The organism is Providencia heimbachae ATCC 35613, assembly GCF_001655055.1.
GTDB classification, from domain to species: Bacteria; Pseudomonadota; Gammaproteobacteria; order Enterobacterales; family Enterobacteriaceae; genus Providencia; species Providencia heimbachae.
Genome location: NZ_LXEW01000048.1, coordinates 94,069 through 117,703, shown reverse-complemented (window position 1 = coordinate 117,703; position 23,635 = coordinate 94,069). Strand labels below are relative to the sequence as shown.

Genomic DNA, 23,635 nt, shown 5'->3' with positions numbered 1-23,635 from the left:
AACAGTAACAAACTCTTTTATGCCTCTATCCTACTGCAATTTGGCATCTTGAGGGAGTTAATCTCTCACTCTTCAAAAAGAATTTCAAACTGATAATCACATTTTCACTATTACATTTAGATTTTGGGAAGCGCTTCGTAAAAAAGATATCCAGATAGAAAATCGGCTTGTCTTGAAAGGTAACGGAAAGTAAAAATAGCGTTGTTCAAAGAGATAGGAAACTGAGTAGCGTACAACTAAAATCAAAAAATAACGCTAATCAGGCTTATTTTGGATTGGTAGAGGAGAAGTAAACTGCCTGAATAGTTCACGGCTTTTTAATGGTTTTCCTCCTAGATAAGGTTTTAATGCCATGCGAGTAAACCGTTTCGCTGCTTTCAGGCTATCGGGATCAAGGAATTCGCGGCTAGCTAATGCCTTAAGTTGTTTACCGGTAAAGCTTAACTGATCTATCACCAAGCTACCGATAAAACCTTTCTCTTCACGGTAACGGTAAGTCATTGTATCAGTAACAGGTTCGCCACTTCCTGCACAATGCAGAAAATCAACACCGTAACCAAGGTACGATAACAATGCGAGTTCAAATTGACGCAAAGCTGATTCTGGGGTGTATTCACTAGCCGCTAATATCTGTAAGCAAGAAAGATAATCAAAAAATAGCGCAGAATACGGTGTGCCGAATTCTAATACACGTGCAGTTAATTCATTAAGATATAAGCCACTATAAAGAACAGTACCGCTTAATGGGAGAGCTAAAGACACGGGGTCAGCATTGATTAAAGTTTTAATTTCACCTTTGCCGCCCCAACGGATAAGCAAAGGTGTAAAAGGTTGCAAACAACCTCGTAAAGGTGAGCGATTACGTCTAGCACCTTTGGCCAGTAAACGAATTTTCCCTTCGCCTTCAGTGAAAAAATCAAGCATTAAACTTGTTTCACTAAAAGGCCTAGAATGGAGTACAAACGCGCGTTGCCAGCCACTCACCTTACTTACCAACTATTTTAGGTCGTCAACATAACCAAGGCTACGCAGTGCTCTTTCGTCATCCGCCCAACCTGATTTAACTTTAACCCAAAGCTCAAGGTGTACTTTAGTCTCAAACATTCTTTCCATATCGATACGTGCTTCAGTACCAATAGTTTTTAGTTTGCTACCTTTATTACCAATAACCATTTTCTTCTGGCCTTCACGCTCAACAAGAATTAACCCATTGATATGAAAGAAGCCTTTATCCGTCATTTTAAACTGCTCAATTTCTACAGTAACGGAATACGGTAATTCATCCCCGAGAAAACGCATTAGCTTTTCACGAATAATTTCTGAGGCCATAAAGCGCTGAGAACGGTCAGTAATATAATCTTCAGGAAAATGATGGATTGCTTCTGGAATATGCTTTTTAACGATACTCGCCAGAGTGTCGACACCCATGCCTTTTTCAGCACTGATCGGAACAACATCCAAAAAATTCATCTTTTCACTGATCATCGCAATGTGTGGCAATAAAATTGTTTTATCCGTGACATTATCAATTTTATTAATCGCCAAGATCACCGGACAGCGTAAGCTTGATAATTTATTGAGCACCATTTCATCGTCAGGTGTCCAATTAGTACCTTCAACCACAAAAATGACTACCTCAACATCACCAATCGAACTTGATGCAGCTCGGTTCATTAAACGGTTAATGGCTCTTTTTTCTTCAATATGTAAGCCTGGGGTATCAACATAGATAATCTGATAATTATCTTCTGTATGGATCCCCATAATACGGTGGCGAGTCGTTTGAGGCTTTCTTGAAGTAATTGATACTTTCTGCCCTAAAAGCTGATTCAACAGCGTCGACTTACCAACATTTGGTCGTCCAACTATAGCAACAAAGCCACAGTGGGATTGTAATTCACTCATTCAAGCTCCAAAATTTTCAATGCTTGTTCTGCAGCGGCTTGCTCTGCTTTACGACGGCTTGAACCAACACCATTAATCGATTGTTCAATACCACTAACTTCGCAGTGGATCGTAAATTCTTGATCATGAGCCTCACCTTTTACCTGCCCTACTATATAGTTAGGCAATGGTAAGTGACGCCCTTGCAGATATTCTTGTAATCTCGTTTTCGGGTCTTTTTGCTTATCACCCGGGCTAATTTCATCCAATCTACTTTGATACCAAGCTAAAATAATTCTCTCGATTGTTTGAATATCACTATCAAGAAAAATACCGCCAATTAGGGCTTCAACAGTATCAGCAAGGATTGATTCGCGGCGGAAGCCACCACTTTTCAGTTCACCCGGGCCTAAACGTAAACATTCACCCAGTTCAAATTCACGGGCTATTTCAGCCAATGTATTTCCACGCACCAGAGTGGCCCGCATGCGGCTCATATCACCTTCATCCACTTTTGGAAAACGATGATATAAATCATTTGCGATCACAAAACTTAAAATAGAGTCGCCTAAAAATTCAAGGCGTTCATTATGTTTACTGCTTGCACTTCTGTGTGTTAAAGCTTGAATCAACAAATCATTTTGTACGAATTGATAACCAAGCTTACGCTGTAATCTTTCTAACAACGAGGGGTTCATGTGCGCCCAACCATTTTTCATTTGATAAAAAAGCACACGCAACAGACCTGTAAAATATATTATTTTACAAAACTGTTGCGTTTGCACTGACTCCCGCAACGCAACAATTTTATCAGTCAAACAAACTAATACTATAATTTCTTATTAGTTATAATGACTTAAAAAGAGAAGAGTTAATAATTGGGGAACCAATAATATTAATTAAATTATATTGTACACTGGGTAGAATAATAATGCTTCGGATAATGCGGGTTTCCAGTTGAAAACCCGCATTGATACTAGGCGATTATTATCAAATTATAGTGGACCAATACGACTAAAGCGGATACCCGTTGGCCATTCATTTTCTTGCTTATCAAGACTTAGCCAAATAAATACTGCTCGCCCAACCAAATTTTCTTCAGGAACAAAGCCCCACATACGACTATCGGAGCTATTGTCTCTGTTATCACCCATCATAAAATAATGTTTCTCTGGAACAATCCATTCATTATGCGGCATGTTTGGCTGAATATATTTCGCTTCAGTAACCGCTTGACGAATGATCAAGATTTGGTGTTCAACTGCCCCTAACGTTTCACTTCTTTGATATTGACGAAGTGCATTTCTTGGTAATTCTTGATCCACCGGTATCTCGAAATTACCTTTTTGGCTATCAACGACGGAATCTATATCAAAAAACATCGTCCATTCACTTGGTGCTAATGGGCCATATGTGATTGGTAAACGTTCAGTACAGTTGTTGTCAGCACAATTTGGATAAATAGTCAGTTCTTTTGCATCTGGGTTATAAACAATTTTATCACCCGGCATACCAATAACACGTTTAACAAAATCAACATTCGTATCTTTCGGATATTTAAATACGGCAATATCACCACGTTTTGGTTTGCCTGTTTCAATCAAGGTTGTTTGCGTAATGGGATCTTTTAATCCATAAGCAAATTTTTCAACTAACATAAAGTCACCAACCAATAATGTTGGCATCATCGACCCTGATGGTATTTGAAACGGCTCATAGATAAATGAACGAACAATAAGCACAATCGCTAGAACAGGAAAAATTGATGTTCCTGTCTCTAGCCATGATGGTCGACGAACTGCTTTTTCCAGTTCGTCTTCACTCATTGAACCACTTGTCATTTCCTGCAATTTTTTCAGCTTCGCTTTTCGTGCAGGGGCAAACTTAAACTTGTCTAAACACCAAATAATCCCAGTGATTAATGTTGCCAGCGTTAAGAGCAAGGCAAAAGTGTTAGCCATTGAGACTCCTTGTATTTTTAGTTATCTTTACCGACGTGCAATATAGCAAGGAACGCTTCTTGTGGTAGCTCAACGTTACCCACTTGCTTCATACGTTTCTTACCATCCTTTTGCTTCTGCAACAGTTTTTTCTTACGGCTAACATCACCACCATAACACTTGGCAAGAACGTTTTTACGTAGCTGTTTAACTGTAGAACGAGCAATAATATGGTTACCGATCGCCGCTTGAATAGCGATATCAAATTGCTGACGCGGGATCAATTCTTTCATTTTTTCAACTAGATCACGTCCACGATATTGAGAATTCGCTCTGTGAGTAATTAATGCCAAAGCATCAACACGCTCATTGTTGATAAGAACATCAACCCGTACCATATCTGATGGTTCGAAGCGTTTAAATCCGTAATCTAATGAGGCATAACCACGAGAAGTTGATTTTAATCTATCAAAAAAGTCTAAGACCACTTCTGACATAGGAATTTCATAAGTCAGCGATACTTGATTTCCATGATAGACCATATTGGTTTGAACGCCACGTTTCTCAATGCAAAGTGTAATCACATTACCTAAATATTCTTTAGGCATCAGCATATGACACTCTGCAATTGGCTCCCGCAACTCTTCAATATTATTCAGTGGTGGTAATTTAGATGGGCTATCAACCAATACAACTTCACCATCGGTCAGCCTAACTTCATAAACGACCGTCGGCGCGGTAGTGATCAAGTCAAGATCATATTCGCGCTCTAAACGCTCCTGAATAATCTCCATGTGCAACAAGCCGAGGAAACCGCAACGAAAACCAAATCCTAGTGCTGTTGATGTTTCTGGTTCGTAAAACAAAGAGGCATCATTTAAGCTCAATTTGCCTAAAGCATCACGAAATGCTTCATAATCATCAGAACTAACAGGGAATAGACCCGCATAAACCTGTGGCTTAACTTTTTTAAAGCCCGGTAATGCTTTATCCGCTGGATTACGGGCACCTGTTAAGGTATCGCCAACAGGTGCTCCAGTGATATCTTTAATTGCACAGACTAACCAACCTACTTCACCACAACTAAGTACGTCTCGGTCAACACGTTTTGGCGTAAAAATACCCAAGCGCTCCGCATTGTAGACCTGCCCGGTACTCATGACTTTAATTTTGTCACCTTTTCTCAGCGTGCCGTTTTTAATGCGAATAAGTGAAACAACACCCAAATAATTATCAAACCAAGAGTCAATAATTAGTGCTTGTAATGGCGCGTCAACATCACCAATAGGTGGTGGGATTTCTTTGACTAATCGCTCGATTACATCTTGAACACCGACCCCTGTTTTCGCTGAACAGCGAACTGCATCATGAGCATCCAGACCAACGATATCTTCTATTTCATCAGCAACGCGATCAGGATCTGCGGCAGGTAAATCAATTTTGTTTAGAATCGGAACAACTTCCAAATCCATTTCAATTGCAGTGTAGCAGTTAGCGAGTGTTTGAGCCTCAACGCCCTGCCCTGCATCAACAACCAATAATGCGCCTTCACATGCCGCTAGTGAGCGTGATACTTCATAAGAGAAGTCAACGTGACCGGGTGTATCGATAAAGTTTAAGAGGTAAGTTTCACCATCAGACGCTTTATAATCTAACGTCACGCTTTGTGCTTTGATAGTGATCCCACGCTCACGTTCTAAGTCCATTGAGTCTAGAACTTGCGCCGCCATCTCACGATCTGTTAAACCACCACAAATCTGAATAATACGATCTGATAAAGTAGACTTGCCATGGTCGATATGAGCAATGATAGAAAAATTTCTTATATTATTGATTTTCAAGGTAATATCTTCTTTTAAATTGCCTTACAAAATCAGTTTTGAGCAAAAACCGCCACAAAACTAAAATGCTATGATTATCACAAGATTGCTAATTAGCAGCATTTTACATAGAAGAACCGTCTAACACAAAGATTCAATGTAAAACAACTGTAAACCTGCATAGGCATAATGAATTATTTATATAATTTACAACGAACAAAAATGAAATCGCCTGTCAATAACAGGCGATTCAGACTATCTACGAATTAACTATCTTCATAAATATAAAAGAGATTTTCGTAAAAATAGAAATTCACTCGGTAACTAACAGGAAGTTTGTACTAAAAGCTCCCCTGGGGGCAAGCCTATTTGCAAAACGACAGGCTGAAATGCGGCTTCATCTCGCCAATGATAAGCTAATTTGCGTGCAATAAAAAATCCCACAAACCCACCAGCAATACCAAACAATGCAACCCAAACTTGGTCTAAGTCCCAAAATTGAGCTAAGCCTGCAAATATAAATAAACCTAAAAGAGGCGTTAAATAAACTAACATTGCTGAACGCAGCAAACTTCCTTCAGGTATACCGACTTCAACTTTTTGACCCGCGACTAAAGGCTGCTGAATTTCAATTTCTAATTCATGCTCTGTATTTGGCCCAATCTTGCTTAAAGCATAAGAGCCACAAGCAGCACGGGCGCTACAGCTACCGCATCCCGATGAAGCACCATAACGTAGAAGTGCCCTACCTTTTTGCCAACGAATAACTGTTGCCCACTCTTTTACCATAATTTACTCCCGAAACTGAACACTGCCTGCGACTAATTGCGCAGTTGATAACGGCAGCTCACCTATTATCGTAATCACATTTTGCTTCTTAGTCATGCTATAAATTGTGCGGCGCCCATTTTGCAGAGGAACGTCCAATAATGAGCCTTGATTCGTATTGGTAATATTGACTGAAAAAGTAAATAGGCCGTCACTAAACATCGCAGTTTCAACAGTGTCATTATCACCAAGTTTACGTAAAGAGCGTGAAATTTCTTCAAAACCTGGGGGTAACATACCCACTTGCCATTTAAATGAAGGATTACTATTTTTTGGATAAATTAATAACGGAGGGAGATTAACCTTACTCAGAGCCATTAATGAATCACTGACTGTTTTACTATCAAGCACGGTTGAAATAACACGAAACTGCTCTAGAGTCTGATTATTGCTATCAAGCAAATCAACTCTTAGTGGTAACTTAGTTTCTTCATCGACTAAAATAACATAGTTAAAACGCGAATTATCTTTGGAAATAATTCGAATTACTAATGCCGGCTTATCACCAATATGTGTGCGACCCGCATCAATAAAATTATAGTAAGGTTCAATTTTTTGATAGTCGGCAAAAAGTACCGCAGGCAAATTATCAACAATATTTTTCCCGTTTAGGCTAAATGCGTCAAAACCGGGTTCAAAATAGCTAATTTCATCGCCTTTTTGCACAATTTCACGCCTTGATGAATCCATTTGGATCATCTGTGAAATGGGTACGCCATTTATAATTGCATGCCGATAGCGGACAGGTACGATAGTTTGTGGACTGAACGTCATAAATGACATTTCGTAAGACAGGTTCTGAGCAGCACTTCCCATTTCTTTAAAAAGAACTTCGGCATCCTGTTGAGATGCCGAAGCTTGATTAGAAATAATTAGGGCGCCCGTCAGACAGATGACGGATAACCATTTATTCATTAGTGCGAGTTAACTCCTGCGGAGGACGCTGACTTTTCATTAGCTTGTTGATTAAGCATAGAACGACGCTCAATTTCATACTGCTGCAGCATTGCATTAATACGCTGATTTTGTTGTTCAACTTGCTGAATTTGTTGTTCGTTACCAAATAGCTGCCCATCAGATATGTTCAAACTAACGGGAGCACCACTGCCCACTGGTATTGTGTTGAAAGCAGGTTCATCAACCACTGAGTCAATAGCATTACTTTGATTATACTGCTGCACACCAACAATAACCGCTAACGATACACAGGCTGCCACACCTATTTGAGTGATCTGGCTAGCCCAAGGGCGAACTTTGTCCCAAAATGGGAATCTGCCCCACGTTGCGGGTTCAGGTTGCGACTCTACAACCACCTGAGGATTAATACGCACAGCTTCATTCTCTAATGCTGCCGCAACTTTACTTGCAATATCAAAATGGATGACATCGCCAGTATCATTACGCAGAGTATCACGAATAAGATGATAGCTCTCCCAACGTTGCTTTAACGTTGAATCATATGCAATAGCGTTAATAAGTTCTAAATCTAGAGCTTCGCCATCCATCATTGAGGAAAGTTTCTCTCTTTGCATGCCCAATTACCTTCAGTTAATTGCATCACAATTATAGGCCAACTCATCAATTCAATAATTTTAATAACCTTGAATCAATGGTTGCACTTTGTTATCGATCGCTTCCCTTGCCCTAAAGATACGTGAACGTACGGTGCCGACTGGGCAATCCATAATTTCCGCAATTTCTTCATAGCTTAAACCATCGAGTTCTCTTAATGTAATCGCCATTCGTAAATCTTCAGGCAATGATTCGATGGTTCGGAAAACAACCTTTTTCAATTCTTCAGACAACATTAAGTTCTCTGGGTTCGAAATTTCTTTTAAAGCCCCCGCACTTTCGAAGTTTTCTGCATCACTCGCTTCAAGATCTGATGCTGGCGGACGCCTGTCTTGCGCAACTAAATAATTTTTAGCTGTATTGACCGCGATACGGTAAAGCCAAGTATAAAAAGCACTATCACCACGGAATGAACCAATTGCACGGTACGCTTTTATAAACGACTCCTGAGCTACATCAGGAACATCTGCCTGTGGTACATAGCGGGATACTAAGCTCGCAACTTTATGCTGGTATTTTATAACCAGTAAGTTGAAGGCTTGTTGATCACCTTTTTGTACTTTCTCAACCAATACCTGATCTGTTAGTTGCTCGCTCATTCCAAGAACAATCTCCCGAACTTAGACTGATAATTTCTTAACCTGTTCATGTTCTCCCTTCCTTAAGCAAGCGTAAACTTGGAGTAGTAAAAATAGATGAAGTTCAATTTAATAAAGATAAATCGTAAAAAATTTACAAAAGTATCCATTTTTACTTTCCGATGATCTTAACGATCCTTGCTAATACCTTACATAAAACAATCGTATAGAAAGAATACAGCATACGGATTAAACTTATCTAATGCTATCCCTAAATAACAGCTGATTCGTTAATACTAAACATCGCTCAGCCAATAGCATTAGACAGCCTGATAGGCTAACATAAAAAGTTCAATAAATACTATAAACACACGCAAACACTTATGAACGCATCCACACAGCATTACACTGATATTTTAATCATTGGGAGTGGTGTCGCAGGGCTTTCAGCTGCATTACGACTCGCACCCTTTCATCAAGTCACTATTCTGAGTAAAAGTAGTCTCAGCGAGGGGGCATCCTATTACGCTCAAGGGGGCATTGCTGCCGTTTTCGATAATGCAGACAGTATCGAATCTCATGTTGAAGACACCTTAATTGCAGGTGCCGGTATTTGCGAAAAAGAAGCCGTTGAATTCATTGCCTCTAATGCAAAAAACTGTGTGCAATGGTTGATTGACCAAGGCGTTCTTTTTGATACCGAGGTGACTGAAGCTGGGGAAACTCAATATCATTTAACCCGTGAAGGGGGTCATAGTCATCGTCGCATCCTTCATCATGCTGATGCGACAGGTAAAGAAGTTGAAACCACATTAGTTGACCTCGCTTTCGCCCATCCCAATATTCATATAAAAGAACGTTATAACGCTGTTGATTTAATCCTTTCAAACGAAACGGATACCACAGGATCACCGCGCATTGTCGGTGCTTACGTCTGGAATCGCCAAAAAGAACAAGTTGAAACCATCAGCGCCAAAACGATTGTGCTTGCTACTGGTGGTGCCGCCAAAGTTTATCAATATACCACCAACCCTGATATTTCTTCTGGGGATGGCATTGCTATGGCATGGCGAGCAGGCTGCCGCGTTGCTAATCTTGAATTTAACCAGTTTCATCCAACCTGTTTATTCCATCCTCAAGCGCGCAATTTTTTACTCACCGAAGCCCTTCGTGGAGAAGGCGCATACTTAAAACGCCCTGATGGTAGCCGCTTTATGCCCGATCATGATGATCGTGGTGAATTAGCCCCACGAGATGTCGTTGCACTAGCAATTGACCATGAAATGAAGCGGTTAGGTGCAGATTGCATGTATTTGGATATCAGTCATAAACCTGCTGATTTCATAAAAAACCATTTTCCAATGATTTACGCCAAATTAATATCATTAGGCTTAGATCTCACCAAAGAGCCAATCCCAATTGTACCCGCTGCCCACTATACCTGCGGCGGCGTTATTGTGAATCAAACAGGAATGACTGACGTTGCCAATCTCTACGCCATTGGCGAAGTGAGTTACACGGGCTTGCATGGTGCAAATCGGATGGCCTCTAACTCTCTTTTAGAATGCTTAGTTTATGGTTGGTCTGCCGCTGAAAACATTATCCGCACCATCAATCAAATCGATGAAGCTCCAGTGCTACCCGAGTGGGATGAAAGCCGAGTTCATAACTCAGATGAACAAGTTGTCATTCAACATAACTGGCACGAATTAAGACTGTTTATGTGGGATTATATGGGGATTGTTCGAAGTACTAAAAGGCTTGAGCGAGCTTTGCGTCGAATTCACCTCTTACAACAAGAAATTCATGACTATTATGCCAATTTCCGTATCTCTAATAATTTGTTAGAGTTAAGAAACCTCGTTCAAGTCGCTGAATTAATGGTGCGTTGTGCGTTAGAACGCAAAGAGAGTCGCGGCTTGCATTACACATTGGATTACCCGAATTTACTCGAGCACTCAGGGCCAACGGTACTCAAACCTTAATCACATCGCGATTGAAAGCCTAAATACCCGATTAAATTTAGGCTTTTCGCTTTTTAATTCTTCAATATTTCAAATAAAAAGGCCTAATTAGCGCCTGAAACGCTTCCGTATAACTATTATCACTTTCTTCTTTAAGTACCAGTGTTGACTCCAGTGTCTCGGCGTCTTTTAACATCAAACCAAGTAACATTCGATGATATTCCGTGGTTGCTTTATCACGAATATTGATACGATATGCGCTAAACCATCCACTATTTAACGCCATTTTCTCAATTTTTTCACCGACATCATAAGGTAAGACCAAACAAAATAATCCATCATGGATTAAACAACGTTTTGCACAATCCAGCAAAACTTCATGCGTCAACGTGGCGGTATAACGAGCTTGATCCCGCTTTTCATCACGACAAGCAACCGCAGGCTCGAAATAAGGAGGATTACTGACAATCAAATCATATTGTGTGGTTGTTTGTTCACTGAATTCAATAATATTTTGGTTGACGACATTAAGCCGCTTTGCCCACATTGATTCAATAAAGTTTTCCTCAGCTTGTCTTGCTGCTGCTGTATCTAATTCAACAGCATCAACTAAAATATTTTCGTTTCGCTGAGCTAGCATTAAAGCCACCAAACCGCTTCCACTACCAATATCAAGCGCTTGTTTTTTTCCCGCAATTGGCGCCCAAGCACCAAGTAATACGCCATCTGTTCCCACTTTCATTGCACAACGGTCATGTGCCACAAAAAATTGCTTAAATGTAAAACCACCTTTCCGGTATTTTTTTTTCAAATGGCTCATTTCAGCTCTCTAAATTATTTTTTTACTCTCTTTTTTTCAAAATAAGAGAATTAAAGTGTAAATTTCACATATTTGCTACAATATAATTCTCACTATATGAGAATTATATTTGAGAGCGAAAAGTTTTACTGCTAAGTTCGAAAAAAAGGAGATGCTATGAACAGTATAAACCGAACACTCGATATCCTTTCGTATATCACTAGTTACGCATCTCCTGTCACACCACAGGCTATCTCAACAGCACTTGGCATCCCTTTATCAACTGTTTATCGATTACTGACTATTCTCATAAACTGGGAATTTGTGACTTATGCTAAACAATACGGGACATACACCGTTGGCTCGCAGAGTATCAAAACTCAAGAAAAATACTATCACCATAGCTTGTTAATGAATTCATCAAGAATTGAGTTGCAATCTTTAGCGAAAAAAACACAAGAAACAGCGGCAATTGTCACATCCAATCTCTGTGAAACCATTTGCGTCGATATGATTGAAAGCGAACAAGCATTGCGGTGCTCTTTCATTATTGGTCGTGGAAACACCTTAATTAAAGGGGCGAGTGCCAAAACTTTATTAGCTTTTCGTGATGAACAATATCAAGCATTAGTTTTTGATATTTATGCCAAACAGTTAAAACAGATGGGAACCACGGAGCAGCTAAAGCAAGATTTAAGCCTGATCCGCCAACAAGGTTATGGCATGTCGGTGAGTGAAATTGATGTCGGCGTTCTGGGCGTCGCAGCCCCCATATTTAAAGGCAATGATGTACTCGCGGTTGTCTCTGTGATGGCGCCTGAATTTCGTTCTACTCATCGACTTGACGAATTTATCACTGAAACTTGTCAATCAGCCCATAATATTACCAAACTCATTAACTTGGAGTAACCATGACACAACCTTTTCAATGGCAAGGTCGCACTGACGGTGAAACACAAGAGCACCTGCGTATTCATCAAGTTATCAATAAAACCTCTCCTGCTCAGTTTGCTCTAATTGGCTTTACATCAGATGAAGGTGTTCGCCGCAATAAAGGTCGCTTGGGTGCAAAAGCGGGACCCAATGAGATCCGACGTCAATTAGCCGGTCTTCCTCTTCATCAACCATTAGCCATTAGAGATGCAGGCAATGTTAGCTGTGACGATGGAAACTTAGAAGCCGCACAACGCCGCTTATCTGATGAAATAGTGACTATATTAGAGGCAAATCAAAAGCCAATCGTGCTAGGCGGTGGTCATGAAGTCGCTTTCGCTAGTTTTCAAGGGTTATTTGATTTTGTTGAAAAGCAAAATACAAATAAAACGATTGGTATTATCAATTTTGATGCCCACTTTGACTTGCGGGAAGCATCAGAAGCCACTTCCGGTACCCCCTTTTTACAATCAGCAAAATTGTGTAAACAGCATCAGCGTCCATTCAATTATTTATGTTTAGGCATTGCTGAGCATGGAAATACTAAGGTTTTATTTGATACCGCAGACAAACTTGGTTGCCAATATATTCGAGATAAAGCATTAACATCATCTCAATTAGCCCAAGCACGTGTACAGATTCAGCAGTTTATCGATCAGGTTGATCATCTTTATGTCACTATCGATCTTGATGTTTTTTCAGCCGCTATCGCGCCGGGTGTCAGCGCTCCTGCCCCTAGAGGTATTTCAACCGAAACCTTTGATGAACTATTTGGCGTTATCAAATCAAGTGGCAAAATCACCGTATTTGATATCGCTGAATGCAATCCTGAATTTGATATCGATAACCATACATCGAAATTAGCCGCTTATTTGATTTACCAATATTTATTCTAATAAAAACAACCATTATAAACCGACTGATAAACTAAAGACCTTGTCTTTCAAACAATAAATAAAAACTTAGTCCACTAAGTAACCATATGAAAATATACAGTGTTAACAGCGCTGCAGCTTGAAACCTAACTAAATTTAAACGCTTGGATTTCGAGTTACCGCTAGGCGGCAAATGAAGCTATCCCAAGGAGCATATAAAAGTAGGTGACTTGGGTAGCTAAGTGCAGCCAACAACGCTGTAATTTGAATCTAACTGTATTTAAACGCTTGGATTTCGAGTTACAGCTAGGCGGCAAATGAAGCTATCCCGAGGAGCATACAAAAGTAGGTGACTTGGGTAGCTAAGTGCAGCCAACAACGCTGTAATTTGAATCTAACTGTATTTAAACGCTTGGATTTCGAATTACAGCTAGGCGGCAAATGAAGCTATCCCAAGGAGCATACAAAAGTAGGTGACTTGGGTAGCTAAGTGCAGCCAACAACGCTGTAATTTGAATCTAACTGTATTTAAACGCTTGGATTTCGAGTTACAGCTAGGCGGCAAATGAAGCTATCCCAAGGAGCATACAAAAGTATGTGACTTGGGTAGCTAAGTGCAGCCAACAACGCTGTAATTTGAAAGACAAAGTTTAAAAAGGGAAATATATGATATTGCATCTCGACACACTCGCAACACTCTTCCTCACTGTAATTTGCCTACTCATGGGGATCCACTTGAAAAAACGCGTTGAATGGCTTCAACGCTTTTGCATCCCTTCTCCCGTTATTGGCGGTTTTTTGGTAAGTTTGATTATTTGGGGGTTAAAGTCTTTCAATCTTGCCGAAATCAATTTTGACACCAGCTTGCAAACCTTCTTGATGGTTGCTTTCTTTACGACCATCGGAATTGATGGCAGCTTCCGTATTTTAAAAAGCGGTGGTAGGTTGCTGTTTATTTACTTATTTATTTGCTGGTTTGTGGTTATCTTCCAAGATACGTTTGGCGCAGGATTAGCACACCTTCTTGGCATTGAGCCTGTCATAGGGATCATGGCGGGTGGTGTTTCACTAACGGGCGGTCACGGTGGTGCTGCAGCATTTGGTGGAATGGCGGAAGGCCTTGGTGTTCAATCTGCGACTGTCGCAGCCATTGCCGCTGCAACTTTCGGTTTAATTACGGGTAGCTTACTCGGCGGGCCTATTGCATCATTTTTAATAAAAAAACATAACGTTAAAATTAAAGCTGATGAGAATGTCACGAGTGTCAAAGTGCAAGAGACTATCGCCAGTAAAATCGAATCCATTGATGCTCATGCCTTTTTAAAAATGCTAGCACTCATTCTAGGTATTATGGTCATTGGTCAATTTGCTTCTGCCCAATTTACCAAAGCAACCGGGTTCTCATTGCCTAGCTATGTTGGTGCCATGATCATCGCCATTGTGATCCGCAATATTAACGACCAAGTTGAATTATTCCGTATTAACCAAAAGTCCGTTGACCTCATTTCTGAAGTCTCATTGGGGCTCTTTTTGACGATGGCGATGATGTCTCTGAAAATATGGGAGCTTAAATCTGTCGCTTTACCACTATTCACAATTCTCATTGCCCAAGTCATTATCTTAATTTTACTGGTTGTTTTTGTTATATTTAGATTGCTAGGTAAAAACTATGATGCGGCAGTGATGTGCGCAGGCTTGATGGGACATGGCTTAGGTGCGACACCTAATGCGATGGCAAATATGTCCTCTGTTTGCGAACGCTATAAACAAGTCTCAATGAAAGCGTTTATGATTGTGCCATTAAGTGGCGCTGTGTTAATCGATTTAGTTGGGATCCCATACCATACATGGTTGATTAATATGCTCAGTTAATTCAAATAAGGTGCTTTTCCCGACAAAGGAAGAGCACCTACCCCCTGATATATCACTGCCCGTCATCAATGAAAACATGTACACTTTATACAAAGCTGATTTTTTCAGGTGAACAATTTCGCTAACCTGTTTATAATCAGCGCCCCAAATAGAGGTATATCATGACTGCATCCACATTTTCTGAACTTGAACTAGACGAAAGCCTGCTCCAAGCGCTGGCCAAAAAAGACTACCAGCGCCCGACTGCTATTCAGGCAGCCGCCATCCCAGCAGCAATGGATGGACGTGATGTTCTAGGTTCAGCCCCAACAGGAACAGGTAAAACTGCGGCATTCTTATTGCCAGCAATTCAGCATTTACTTGATTTCCCAAGAAAAAAATCAGGACCACCTCGTGTTCTGGTTGTAACACCAACTCGAGAACTTGCTATGCAAGTTGCTGATCAAGCAAGAGAGTTTTGTGAGCATAATCAATTAGATATTGCCACTATTACGGGTGGTGTTGCTTATATGAACCATGCTGAAGTCTTTAGTGAAAACCAAGACATCTGCGTAGCGACAACAGGTCGTTTGCTACAATACATTAAAGAAGAAAACTTTGACTGTCGAGCGGTTGAAATTTTGATCTTAGATGAAGCTGACCGCATGTTAGACATGGGTTTTGCAAATGATATCGAAACGATTGCAGGTGAAACCCGCTGGCGCAAACAAACCATGCTGTTTTCTGCCACCCTTGAAGGGGAAGCTATTCGTGATTTTGCTGAACGCCTGTTAGAAAACCCTATCGAAATTGATTCTGACCCTTCTCGTCGCGAACGTAAAAAGATCCAACAATTTCATTACCGTGCTGACTCCCTTGAGCATAAAACCGCGTTGTTATGTCATCTTCTAAAACAAGAAGAAGTCACTAAGTCCATTGTATTTGTTCGCAAGCGTGAACGCTTACGTGAAGTCGTACAGTGGTTGCGTACTGCAGGCATTGAGCCGTGTTACCTTGAAGGTGAAATGGTCCAAGCTAAACGTACTGAAGCGATACGCCGATTAACGAGTGGACAAGTAAAAGTATTGGTGGCCACTGATATCGCATCTCGAGGCCTAGATATTGATAATATCAGCCACGTATTTAACTTTGATTTACCACGCACTGCCGATGTTTATTTACACCGTATTGGCCGTACGGGTCGCGCAGGCCGTAAAGGAATTGCTATTTCTTTAATTGAAGCACATGACTACCCATTATTTGGTAAAATCACGCGTTATATTGAAGACCCGATCAAAGTACGCGTTATTGACTCTTTACGCCCATCAACTAAAGCACCTTCAGACGCTATGTTGAATAAACCAAAACCGTCAAAGAAAGTGCTTGCAAAACGTAAAGAAAAACAAAAAGAAGAGCAGACTAAAAAGAAAGAAAAAATACGTCATCGCGATAAGAAAAATATTGGTAAACGCCGTACCCCAGTTACCCCAGCAGCGTCTACAACAAGCGATAAAACAGAGTAATCTTTGAGCGGGCTTCGGCCCGCTTTTAATTCATCATTCCTATGATCTTCTCTCGCATCATTTTTCCTTCTTGCGTCAAAGTATCAAGTTTTAATATATGATTATCCAATACATCACGGCAATCATAGCCTTGATTGTTTTTCATCCGCCAATCTGCACCATTCACTAAAAGTAATTCAGCAACTGCTAAAGCATGGCTATTTAAAGCATCATGCAAAGGTGTATTCCCTAAATTATCTTTGAGATTAACCATTGAACCGTTTTTCAATAAAATTTGAGATTGAGCGATACGCCCACTCTGCGCAGCTAAATGAAGTATACTTTTCTGCTGCATTGACTGTATATTTTTAATTGTTTGACCATAGGGGGATTCAATTAAAAGCTGCATAAATTGGCTGTTGGATGCACCGACCGATTGCTTAGCAAGAAAAACAATATCAGCTTGTTTCTCATTTAATTTAATTAACTGAGAAAATTCAGTAATATTTCCGTTTTTAATTGCATTTTTGCAACTTTCTTGCCAAGTAGTTGCTTTTATTTCTTCAGGTGTAGGGAGTTCAGTAATAATAGTTCCCTTCTTCTCTTCATAGTCACCCGTTAATGCATTCCAATTATTCCATGGTTGATATTTACACATCATCCTAACAATTTTCACCATTGAGTGTGCAATAAAACTTCGGGTTAATAAGCGGTGGGGCAACCAATCTTTCCAAGAATCATGTTCGCTATAAGCCATTTTAATACGATTTCCCAATGAGGAAGGGATAGGTAGGGTATTTTGGAGTGTATCAAGCCAGTCATATTGTACTAAATAGAACCGAATGAGCCCTTCATCGGCAATTTTTTTAGCCATATTATAATCCATTCCAATATGTTTCACCGTATTCTTAGCAAGGCCTGCCGGGCTAAATGTAATACAGGGGGATTGACTCGCTAAAGCCGCTATTGATGCAAGGCCACCACCAAGCGAATGCCCAGTACAGATTATATTACCTTTAACCGCATTGAATAAAATATTAGTTAAACCCACAGCTTGAAAATATTGTGGTTCATAATACCCAAGACCTTGACGCACATTGGCATAAAAATCCACAAGATCATTCGAACCTGCAAAACAAATAATATATAAATCTTTAAATCGACATATATTTGCTTGAAATCCAGTAGCGTCATCCGTTAACAGGTCAGCATCGATGCCCAATTGAGTGACCTTCTCCTTAGTTAAGCGTTCAACACCTTGAATTTCATTCCAATTATTATGATAGACCCCATGTGAAAGTAGCGCTAAAACATAGTCTTTATGCTGTGAATCTCTACCATGAAAATCGCTCCGAGTGATATCCTCTGGCCATTTATCTCGCTCGCTTAACGTTTCCCCAGCAAAACTATTTTGTAGATATAAGTTTAGGCTATCTTTAATTAAAGAAAGCGCATTTGTTGCAGTTTGTGCTTGTGCTGTACTGTTATTCAAAAGCATAAATTCTCCCTAACAGATGCTATAAGTAGGAAGAATATTTAAATTCAAATAACAAAGGAGGGAAATAATTTACTTTATTAGAAGGTAATAAAAAAGCCATTGTCATCAATGGCTTTTAGAGTTTGTTAACGCTTAACAAGCGTGTTTTAAGCTTAACGTTTATTACAAACTTTCAGTAAAAGTACGGGTAATAACATCACGCTGTTGTTCTGGGGTCAATGAGTTGAAACGTACCGCATAACCCGAAACTCGGATAGTTAATTGCGGGTATTTTTCTGGGTTTTTAACCGCATCTTCTAACGTTTCGCGGCTAAGCACGTTAACGTTTAAATGCTGCCCACCTTCAACACGCACTGTTGGTTTCATTTCTAAAGGAACCTCACGGTACTCGAAAGCACCAAGTTGTTCTTTAGTAACGATTTGCCCTTCGTTATAATCCGCTTTAGCACAGACACAACGCGCTTCATTTTTTTCGTCATCAAGTAACCAAAAAGAGTTCAGTAGCGCTGCGTTATCAGTTTTAGTAATTTGAATACCAGTAATCATGTCGACCTCCACGTTCGAGCTAGATTGAATCAATCTTTGATTGTTAGCCTTATACCAACAACCGATTGGATATTTGGTCTAACCAATCTATTTATCTAATATATACCAGCTAGAGTGGTCATTTTCTTTGATATTTATCAATTATTTCGAATAGTAATTAATCAGTCTTATACAACTTTATGATTTAAATCAAAATTTAAAAATCACAAATTTACTTATTTTTATAGTTTTTCAAAATAATTTGAACGACATAGCCAAGAACAATGCTTTATCTCTCACCCATGAACAAGTAAGCTAACCGCTATAAATTAATCGTTATGGGATATTTCATGTCAAATTCACTCACTTGGCACGATGTCATTGGCGCTGAAAAGACTCAGCCTTACTTTACAGACACATTGGCTTATGTCGCAAATGAACGTCAACAAGGAAAAATCATCTACCCACCTCAAGATGATGTTTTTAATGCATTTCGCTACACCGAACTTGCTGATGTCAAAGTCGTGATACTTGGGCAAGACCCTTATCATGGGCCAGGGCAAGCACATGGTTTATCTTTTTCCGTACTGCCTGGCATTAAGCCGCCACCATCACTAGTCAATATGTATAAAGAACTCGAAAAAGATATTGATGGATTTAGCCGTCCTGATCATGGCTATTTACTGAATTGGGCACGCCAAGGGGTATTATTGTTGAATACCGTCTTAACGGTTGAACAAGGTAATGCCCATTCACATGCCCATTTAGGCTGGGAAACGTTCACCGATAAAGTCATTGCCGCAATTAATGAACATACTGAAGGGGTTGTTTTTCTACTCTGGGGAGCTCATGCTCAGAAAAAAGGGCGTATCATTGACACTAAACGTCATCATGTCTTAAAAGCACCTCACCCTTCCCCTCTTTCTGCTCATCGTGGTTTTCTAGGCTGTGGGCATTTTTCCCAAACAAACACATTATTAGAGCAGCAGAACTGCCCCCCAATTGACTGGAACCCTGTGATCCCAGAGTAATTTTGTCTCTATCACAAAAAATGGGATGCCATTGCATCCCATTTTATATTCAACCCAATGATTATTTAGAGACAATAACCATTGCTGGCCTTAATAAGCGACTATTTAAAGTATAACCTTTTTGCATCACATTGATGACTTGACCTGATTGATGATCTGGTGATTCAATCATTGTCATTGCTTGATGAACTTCTGGATTGAATGGCACATTAGTATCACCGACAACTTCAATACCAAACTTAGCAATCGCATTCGTAAAGGCTTTTAGTGTTAAATCTAAGCCCTCGAGCATTGCTTTTGATTCTTCACTTTCGTGATCAGCCGCTTCAATTGCACGCTCTAGATTATCAAGCACGGGTAATAATTCGTTTGAGAATTTCTCAAGCGCAAATTTATGTGCTTTTTCGATATCTAACTCAGTACGACGACGAATATTTTCAATTTCTGCATGAGCACGTAACATCGCTTCACGCTCTGTTTTTCTTGAAGCTTCAAGCTGTTGCTCAAGTTCAGCAATACGCGCTGCTAACGCTTGTTCATCTGCTTGCAATTCGTCTTGCTGAAGCTCGACTTCTTGTTCTGCTTGAACTTTTTGAGTTTCATTTTGATCAGAAGCTTGCTCATCATGCATATTTTGGTCTTTACTACTCATGAATATCTCCGCGTATTTAGCATTAATCCCATATATGAGAGTATTATGGGGATCTAATACAGGGATTCAAGGGAAGTCATACAATGAGAGGCCAAAAAAGTATGCAAACGGACAAGATTAAACCACAATCACATTTTAAGACCATTGGCATTGTTGGCCACCCTAGGCACCCTGAAGCCTTGGCTACACATGAACTCATCTACCATTGGCTAATATCCAAAGATTATCATGCCATTATTGATAAACAAGTTGCGAAAGATTTAAATTTAAAAAATGCGAATACAGGCAATCTAACTGAAATAGGTCAGCAAGCAGATCTAGTTGTCGTCGTTGGTGGTGATGGGAATATGCTCGGCGCTGCACGAATTTTGTCTCGCTATAACAATAAAGTAATCGGTGTAAACCGTGGGAATTTAGGTTTTCTAACCGACCTTGATCCTGATAACGCTTTACAACAGCTTTCCCGTGTATTGGAAGGTGAATATCATGAAGAAAAACGTTTTTTACTCGAAGCTCAAGTCATTAAGCCCAATCAAAAATCGCGGAAAAGTACGGCAATCAATGAAATTGTTTTACACCCAGGTAAAGTGGCTCATATGATTGAATTTGAAGTCTATATTGATGATAAATTCGCTTTCTCTCAGCGCTCAGACGGCCTCATTATTGCAACACCAACAGGCTCAACAGCCTATTCTTTATCTGCAGGCGGACCAATATTAACACCAAACTTAGACGCCATTGTACTTGTTCCTATGTTTCCTCATACTCTTTCATCTCGCCCTTTAGTTATTAGCAGCGATAGTAGTATCCGATTGAAGTTTTTACGTAGCAATATTGACTATGAAGTCAGCTGTGATAGCCAAATAATGCTACCTATTCAAGATGGAGAAGAAGTTATTGTTAAGCGCAGTAATAAAAATTTAAATTTAGTTCATCCAATAGATTATAATTATTTCAATACGTTAAGTTCAAAATTAGGATGGTCTAAAAAAACTTTTTAATTTTTTCACTCTAGCTCTTTACTGTATAAAAAAACAGGTTAAACTGTATGAAAACACAGGTGTGTATTTTTACAGGAGAGCGCACATGCTGACGCAACTAACTATTAATAACTTCGCTATTGTCCGTGAGTTAGAAATTGACTTTCGAAGTGGTATGACCGCCATTACGGGTGAAACTGGTGCAGGTAAATCTATTGCTATTGATGCTCTCGGCCTGTGTCTAGGCAATCGCGGGGAAGCTAATATGGTTCGTCCCGGCGCACAACGCGCTGACCTCTGCGCGCGTTTTTCTCTTAAAGACGCGCAAATGGCCTCTAATTGGCTCTCTGAGCATCAGCTTGATAATCACAATGAGTGTTTATTACGCCGTACTATTGCGTCTGACGGCCGCTCTCGTGGCTTTATCAACGGTGTTTCAGTTCCACTTTCACAATTAAGAGAACTCGGCGCTCTATTGATTCAAATCCATGGACAACATGCACACCAATTATTGCTTGATACCACCCATCAAAAATTCCTACTTGATACGTATGCAAATCAACAAGATCTGTTATCTCAAATGAAACAATCATGGCAAAAATGGCATGATTCCTGCCAACAACTTGCCGTGTTTCAAAAACAAATGCAAGAACGAGAATCTCGCCAACAGTTACTTGAATATCATTTAAAAGAACTCAACGAGTTCACGCCTATTCAAGGTGAGTTTGAAGAAATCGATCAAGAATATAAACAACTCGCAAATCACGGGCAGTTCCTTTCTCTCGGCCAAAATATAACTCAAATTTTAACTGACAGTGATGATTCTAATATCATTAGTTTGTTGAATACAGCGAAGAGCGAATTAACTGAATTGACCTCCTTAAATCCTAAGTTCTCGGGTTTGTTAGACATGCTTGACGAGGCTGCTATTCAAGTAAGCGAAGTCAGTGATGAATTAAAGCATTATTGTGACCAGTATGAATTAGATCCAAATCGTTTATTTGAGCTTGAAAAACGTATTTCTAAGCAAATCAATCTTGCGCGAAAACACCACGTATCTCCAGAAACATTACCTGAATTATTTCAACAGTTATTAGCAGAAAAAGAACAAATCGCTAATCAAAATGAAGATTGTGTCGCTTTAAATGAACAAGTCATTATGGATCGACAAACTGCATTAGCCAGCGCAGAAAGACTACACCACGTACGTTTACATTATGCGCAAGAACTGAGCCAATTAATTACCAGTAGTATGCATCAACTATCAATGCCTCACGGTAAGTTTACCATCGACATTAAGTTTGTCCCTGAGCAGCTACAAGTTGATGGTGCATCTAAACTGGAATTTAATGTGACGACTAACCCGGGGCAGCCTCATCAAGCTCTTGCTAAAGTCGCCTCAGGTGGAGAGCTATCTCGTATCGCACTTGCTATTCAAGTTATCACCGCGAAAAAAATGGATACGCCTGCACTGATATTTGATGAAGTTGATGTCGGTATCAGTGGACCAACCGCAGCTATCGTTGGTAAATTACTGCGAGAACTAGGAGAATCAACCCAAGTTATGTGCGTGACGCATTTACCTCAAGTGGCCGGTTGTGGACACCATCATTTTTATGTCAGCAAAGAAACAAATGGAGTGGAAACTGAAACCCATATGCAACTCTTAGATAAAAAGTCAAGATTACAAGAACTTGCAAGGCTTTTGGCAGGTTCAGCAGTAACAAAAAACACTCTCGCAAATGCAAAAGAATTGCTTGCAGCCTAGTTTTTCACAACTTTTTTGCTCTCATGTGGTCTTAGAGTCGTTAAGGAAGGTTTTAAATTGTATCAATGTCGATTATCATTGATGTTCTGACTCCAAAAGGAATGAGATATCCATGCGTTATAAATTGTTAACTGCTGCTGCACTATCACTCGCATTAATGTCTACGGGCTGTTCAATGATGGAACGTCTTGTCTATCATCCAGACATTAACCAAGGTAATTACCTGACAGCGAAAGATGTTGCTAAGATCCAAAAAGGAATGACTCAGCAACAGGTCGCTTATGCTTTGGGCACACCAATGTTATCCGACCCGTTTGGTACTCAGACCTGGTATTATGTTTTCCGCCAAGAGCTTGGTCATGATCCAGTTCAACAAGAAACTCTGACGCTCATTTTTGATCGTAATGGTATCTTGACTGACATTAAGAATGAGAAAAACCTTGCTGCGCAAGAATCAATGGAAAAAAAAGAAATTAAAGCTTCAGAATAAAACACTGAAGTAGCATATTCTTAATTTTTCAATATTCTGTATTGTAACTACCTGCCAAGACTTAAAATAAGTAACCAGCGGGTAGTTATTAATTCTCTTATTAACTTTTCTCTTTCTGACTCTTTTATCTGTCATCCTTATTTCC

22 protein-coding genes are annotated in these 23,635 nt (G+C 39.9%); 9 read left to right on the top strand and 13 right to left on the bottom strand.

From position 1 onward, the window contains the following. Positions 1-255 precede the first annotated feature (255 nt). The 9 genes from recO to rpoE all read right to left on the bottom strand — a co-directional run bounded on the left by recO (position 256) and on the right by rpoE (position 8,643). Positions 256-984 carry a DNA repair protein RecO gene (gene recO / locus M998_RS17375; RefSeq protein ID WP_068445305.1) on the bottom strand — a complete coding sequence of 243 codons (729 nt, stop codon included), beginning with the start codon at positions 982-984 and terminating at the stop codon, positions 256-258. 12 nt (positions 985-996) lie between these two features. Further along, entirely contained in the window at positions 997-1,905 is a 909-nt protein-coding gene (gene era / locus M998_RS17370; protein WP_068445307.1) for a GTPase Era, read from the bottom strand. Then, positions 1,902-2,582 carry a ribonuclease III gene (gene rnc, locus M998_RS17365; protein ID WP_068446554.1) on the bottom strand — a complete coding sequence of 227 codons (681 nt, stop codon included), beginning with the start codon at positions 2,580-2,582 and terminating at the stop codon, positions 1,902-1,904. Before rnc ends, era begins: the two co-directional genes overlap by 4 nt. A 297-nt stretch (positions 2,583-2,879) precedes the next feature. Further along, positions 2,880-3,845 (bottom strand): signal peptidase I, encoded by a 966-nt coding sequence (gene lepB, locus M998_RS17360; protein WP_068445308.1) that lies wholly within the window; start codon positions 3,843-3,845, stop codon positions 2,880-2,882. 17 nt (positions 3,846-3,862) lie between these two features. Next, positions 3,863-5,659, bottom strand: a complete 1,797-nt coding sequence (gene lepA / locus M998_RS17355) for a translation elongation factor 4 (RefSeq protein ID WP_068446556.1) — start codon at positions 5,657-5,659, stop codon at positions 3,863-3,865. A gap of 309 nt (positions 5,660-5,968) precedes the next feature. Then, the gene (gene rseC / locus M998_RS17350; protein ID WP_068445310.1) at positions 5,969-6,433 is read right to left on the bottom strand and encodes a SoxR-reducing system protein RseC; all 465 of its coding nucleotides are present in this window, start codon (positions 6,431-6,433) and stop codon (positions 5,969-5,971) included. A 3-nt stretch (positions 6,434-6,436) separates the two neighbouring features. Then, positions 6,437-7,387, bottom strand: coding sequence for a sigma-E factor regulatory protein RseB (gene rseB, locus M998_RS17345; RefSeq protein WP_068445313.1), 951 nt, complete (start codon positions 7,385-7,387; stop codon positions 6,437-6,439). After that, positions 7,387-8,004 (bottom strand): anti-sigma-E factor RseA, encoded by a 618-nt coding sequence (rseA, locus tag M998_RS17340; protein ID WP_068445315.1) that lies wholly within the window; start codon positions 8,002-8,004, stop codon positions 7,387-7,389. Before rseA ends, rseB begins: the two co-directional genes overlap by 1 nt. A 60-nt stretch (positions 8,005-8,064) precedes the next feature. Further along, on the bottom strand, positions 8,065-8,643 hold the full coding sequence (gene rpoE / locus M998_RS17335) for an RNA polymerase sigma factor RpoE (RefSeq protein ID WP_068445318.1): 579 nt from the start codon (positions 8,641-8,643) through the stop codon (positions 8,065-8,067). Positions 8,644-9,005: 362 nt separating this feature from the next. On the opposite strand from rpoE, the gene nadB reads away from it, so the two are divergent. Next, positions 9,006-10,607 carry an L-aspartate oxidase gene (gene nadB / locus M998_RS17330; RefSeq protein ID WP_068910040.1) on the top strand — a complete coding sequence of 534 codons (1,602 nt, stop codon included), beginning with the start codon at positions 9,006-9,008 and terminating at the stop codon, positions 10,605-10,607. Between the two features lie 61 nt (positions 10,608-10,668). On the opposite strand, the gene trmN is transcribed toward nadB, so the two are convergent. Then, entirely contained in the window at positions 10,669-11,406 is a 738-nt protein-coding gene (gene trmN / locus M998_RS17325) for a tRNA(1)(Val) (adenine(37)-N(6))-methyltransferase TrmN (RefSeq protein ID WP_068910038.1), read from the bottom strand. A gap of 156 nt (positions 11,407-11,562) precedes the next feature. On the opposite strand from trmN, the gene M998_RS17320 reads away from it, so the two are divergent. The 4 genes from M998_RS17320 to srmB all read left to right on the top strand — a co-directional run bounded on the left by M998_RS17320 (position 11,563) and on the right by srmB (position 16,567). Beyond that, positions 11,563-12,294 (top strand): IclR family transcriptional regulator, encoded by a 732-nt coding sequence (locus M998_RS17320; RefSeq protein WP_068445321.1) that lies wholly within the window; start codon positions 11,563-11,565, stop codon positions 12,292-12,294. Positions 12,295-12,296: 2 nt separating this feature from the next. After that, on the top strand, positions 12,297-13,214 hold the full coding sequence (hutG, locus tag M998_RS17315) for a formimidoylglutamase (protein WP_068910037.1): 918 nt from the start codon (positions 12,297-12,299) through the stop codon (positions 13,212-13,214). Positions 13,215-13,859: 645 nt separating this feature from the next. After that, on the top strand, positions 13,860-15,065 hold the full coding sequence (gene gltS / locus M998_RS17310; protein ID WP_068445325.1) for a sodium/glutamate symporter: 1,206 nt from the start codon (positions 13,860-13,862) through the stop codon (positions 15,063-15,065). A gap of 161 nt (positions 15,066-15,226) precedes the next feature. Further along, positions 15,227-16,567, top strand: a complete 1,341-nt coding sequence (srmB, locus tag M998_RS17305; RefSeq protein WP_068910035.1) for an ATP-dependent RNA helicase SrmB — start codon at positions 15,227-15,229, stop codon at positions 16,565-16,567. Between the two features lie 25 nt (positions 16,568-16,592). Here the strand turns inward: srmB and M998_RS17300 are convergent, their stop codons facing one another. Both M998_RS17300 and grcA read right to left on the bottom strand, forming a co-directional pair. Continuing rightward, the gene (locus M998_RS17300) at positions 16,593-18,044 is read right to left on the bottom strand and encodes a Tle-like phospholipase domain-containing protein (RefSeq protein ID WP_068910034.1); all 1,452 of its coding nucleotides are present in this window, start codon (positions 18,042-18,044) and stop codon (positions 16,593-16,595) included. Positions 18,045-18,206: 162 nt separating this feature from the next. After that, positions 18,207-18,590, bottom strand: coding sequence for an autonomous glycyl radical cofactor GrcA (gene grcA / locus M998_RS17295; RefSeq protein ID WP_068910032.1), 384 nt, complete (start codon positions 18,588-18,590; stop codon positions 18,207-18,209). 329 nt (positions 18,591-18,919) lie between these two features. On the opposite strand from grcA, the gene ung reads away from it, so the two are divergent. After that, positions 18,920-19,600: a uracil-DNA glycosylase gene (gene ung, locus M998_RS17290; RefSeq protein WP_068445333.1), complete on the top strand. Its 681-nt coding sequence runs from the start codon at positions 18,920-18,922 to the stop codon at positions 19,598-19,600. A gap of 61 nt (positions 19,601-19,661) precedes the next feature. Here ung and grpE read toward each other — a convergent pair whose 3' ends face one another. Continuing rightward, complete coding sequence (gene grpE, locus M998_RS17285; protein WP_068910030.1) at positions 19,662-20,252, bottom strand: nucleotide exchange factor GrpE; 591 nt, start codon at positions 20,250-20,252, stop codon at positions 19,662-19,664. A gap of 101 nt (positions 20,253-20,353) precedes the next feature. Between grpE and nadK the strand changes: the two genes are divergently transcribed. From nadK to bamE, 3 genes are all read left to right on the top strand, one after another. Further along, entirely contained in the window at positions 20,354-21,253 is a 900-nt protein-coding gene (nadK, locus tag M998_RS17280; protein WP_068910184.1) for an NAD(+) kinase, read from the top strand. A gap of 85 nt (positions 21,254-21,338) precedes the next feature. After that, positions 21,339-23,000 carry a DNA repair protein RecN gene (recN, locus tag M998_RS17275; protein WP_068910028.1) on the top strand — a complete coding sequence of 554 codons (1,662 nt, stop codon included), beginning with the start codon at positions 21,339-21,341 and terminating at the stop codon, positions 22,998-23,000. A gap of 112 nt (positions 23,001-23,112) precedes the next feature. Then, positions 23,113-23,490, top strand: a complete 378-nt coding sequence (gene bamE, locus M998_RS17270; protein ID WP_068445338.1) for an outer membrane protein assembly factor BamE — start codon at positions 23,113-23,115, stop codon at positions 23,488-23,490. Positions 23,491-23,635 lie beyond the last annotated feature (145 nt).

Excerpts from the sequence above, each read along its gene's own strand:
- lepB (WP_068445308.1), bottom strand. The coding sequence starts at position 3,845 with ATGGCTAACACTTTTGCCTTGCTCTTAACGCTGGCAACATTAATCACT.
- M998_RS17300 (WP_068910034.1), bottom strand. The coding sequence starts at position 18,044 with ATGCTTTTGAATAACAGTACAGCACAAGCACAAACTGCAACAAATGCG.
- srmB (WP_068910035.1), top strand. The coding sequence starts at position 15,227 with ATGACTGCATCCACATTTTCTGAACTTGAACTAGACGAAAGCCTGCTC.
- rpoE (WP_068445318.1), bottom strand. The coding sequence starts at position 8,643 with ATGAGCGAGCAACTAACAGATCAGGTATTGGTTGAGAAAGTACAAAAA.
- recN (WP_068910028.1), top strand. The coding sequence starts at position 21,339 with ATGCTGACGCAACTAACTATTAATAACTTCGCTATTGTCCGTGAGTTA.
- era (WP_068445307.1), bottom strand. The coding sequence starts at position 1,905 with ATGAGTGAATTACAATCCCACTGTGGCTTTGTTGCTATAGTTGGACGA.
- rseC (WP_068445310.1), bottom strand. The coding sequence starts at position 6,433 with ATGGTAAAAGAGTGGGCAACAGTTATTCGTTGGCAAAAAGGTAGGGCA.
- trmN (WP_068910038.1), bottom strand. The coding sequence starts at position 11,406 with ATGAGCCATTTGAAAAAAAAATACCGGAAAGGTGGTTTTACATTTAAG.
- grcA (WP_068910032.1), bottom strand. The coding sequence starts at position 18,590 with ATGATTACTGGTATTCAAATTACTAAAACTGATAACGCAGCGCTACTG.
- rnc (WP_068446554.1), bottom strand. The coding sequence starts at position 2,582 with ATGAACCCCTCGTTGTTAGAAAGATTACAGCGTAAGCTTGGTTATCAA.
- rseB (WP_068445313.1), bottom strand. The coding sequence starts at position 7,387 with ATGAATAAATGGTTATCCGTCATCTGTCTGACGGGCGCCCTAATTATT.
- nadB (WP_068910040.1), top strand. The coding sequence starts at position 9,006 with ATGAACGCATCCACACAGCATTACACTGATATTTTAATCATTGGGAGT.
- rseA (WP_068445315.1), bottom strand. The coding sequence starts at position 8,004 with ATGCAAAGAGAGAAACTTTCCTCAATGATGGATGGCGAAGCTCTAGAT.
- hutG (WP_068910037.1), top strand. The coding sequence starts at position 12,297 with ATGACACAACCTTTTCAATGGCAAGGTCGCACTGACGGTGAAACACAA.
- grpE (WP_068910030.1), bottom strand. The coding sequence starts at position 20,252 with ATGAGTAGTAAAGACCAAAATATGCATGATGAGCAAGCTTCTGATCAA.
- bamE (WP_068445338.1), top strand. The coding sequence starts at position 23,113 with ATGCGTTATAAATTGTTAACTGCTGCTGCACTATCACTCGCATTAATG.
- nadK (WP_068910184.1), top strand. The coding sequence starts at position 20,354 with ATGCAAACGGACAAGATTAAACCACAATCACATTTTAAGACCATTGGC.
- ung (WP_068445333.1), top strand. The coding sequence starts at position 18,920 with ATGTCAAATTCACTCACTTGGCACGATGTCATTGGCGCTGAAAAGACT.
- M998_RS17320 (WP_068445321.1), top strand. The coding sequence starts at position 11,563 with ATGAACAGTATAAACCGAACACTCGATATCCTTTCGTATATCACTAGT.
- gltS (WP_068445325.1), top strand. The coding sequence starts at position 13,860 with ATGATATTGCATCTCGACACACTCGCAACACTCTTCCTCACTGTAATT.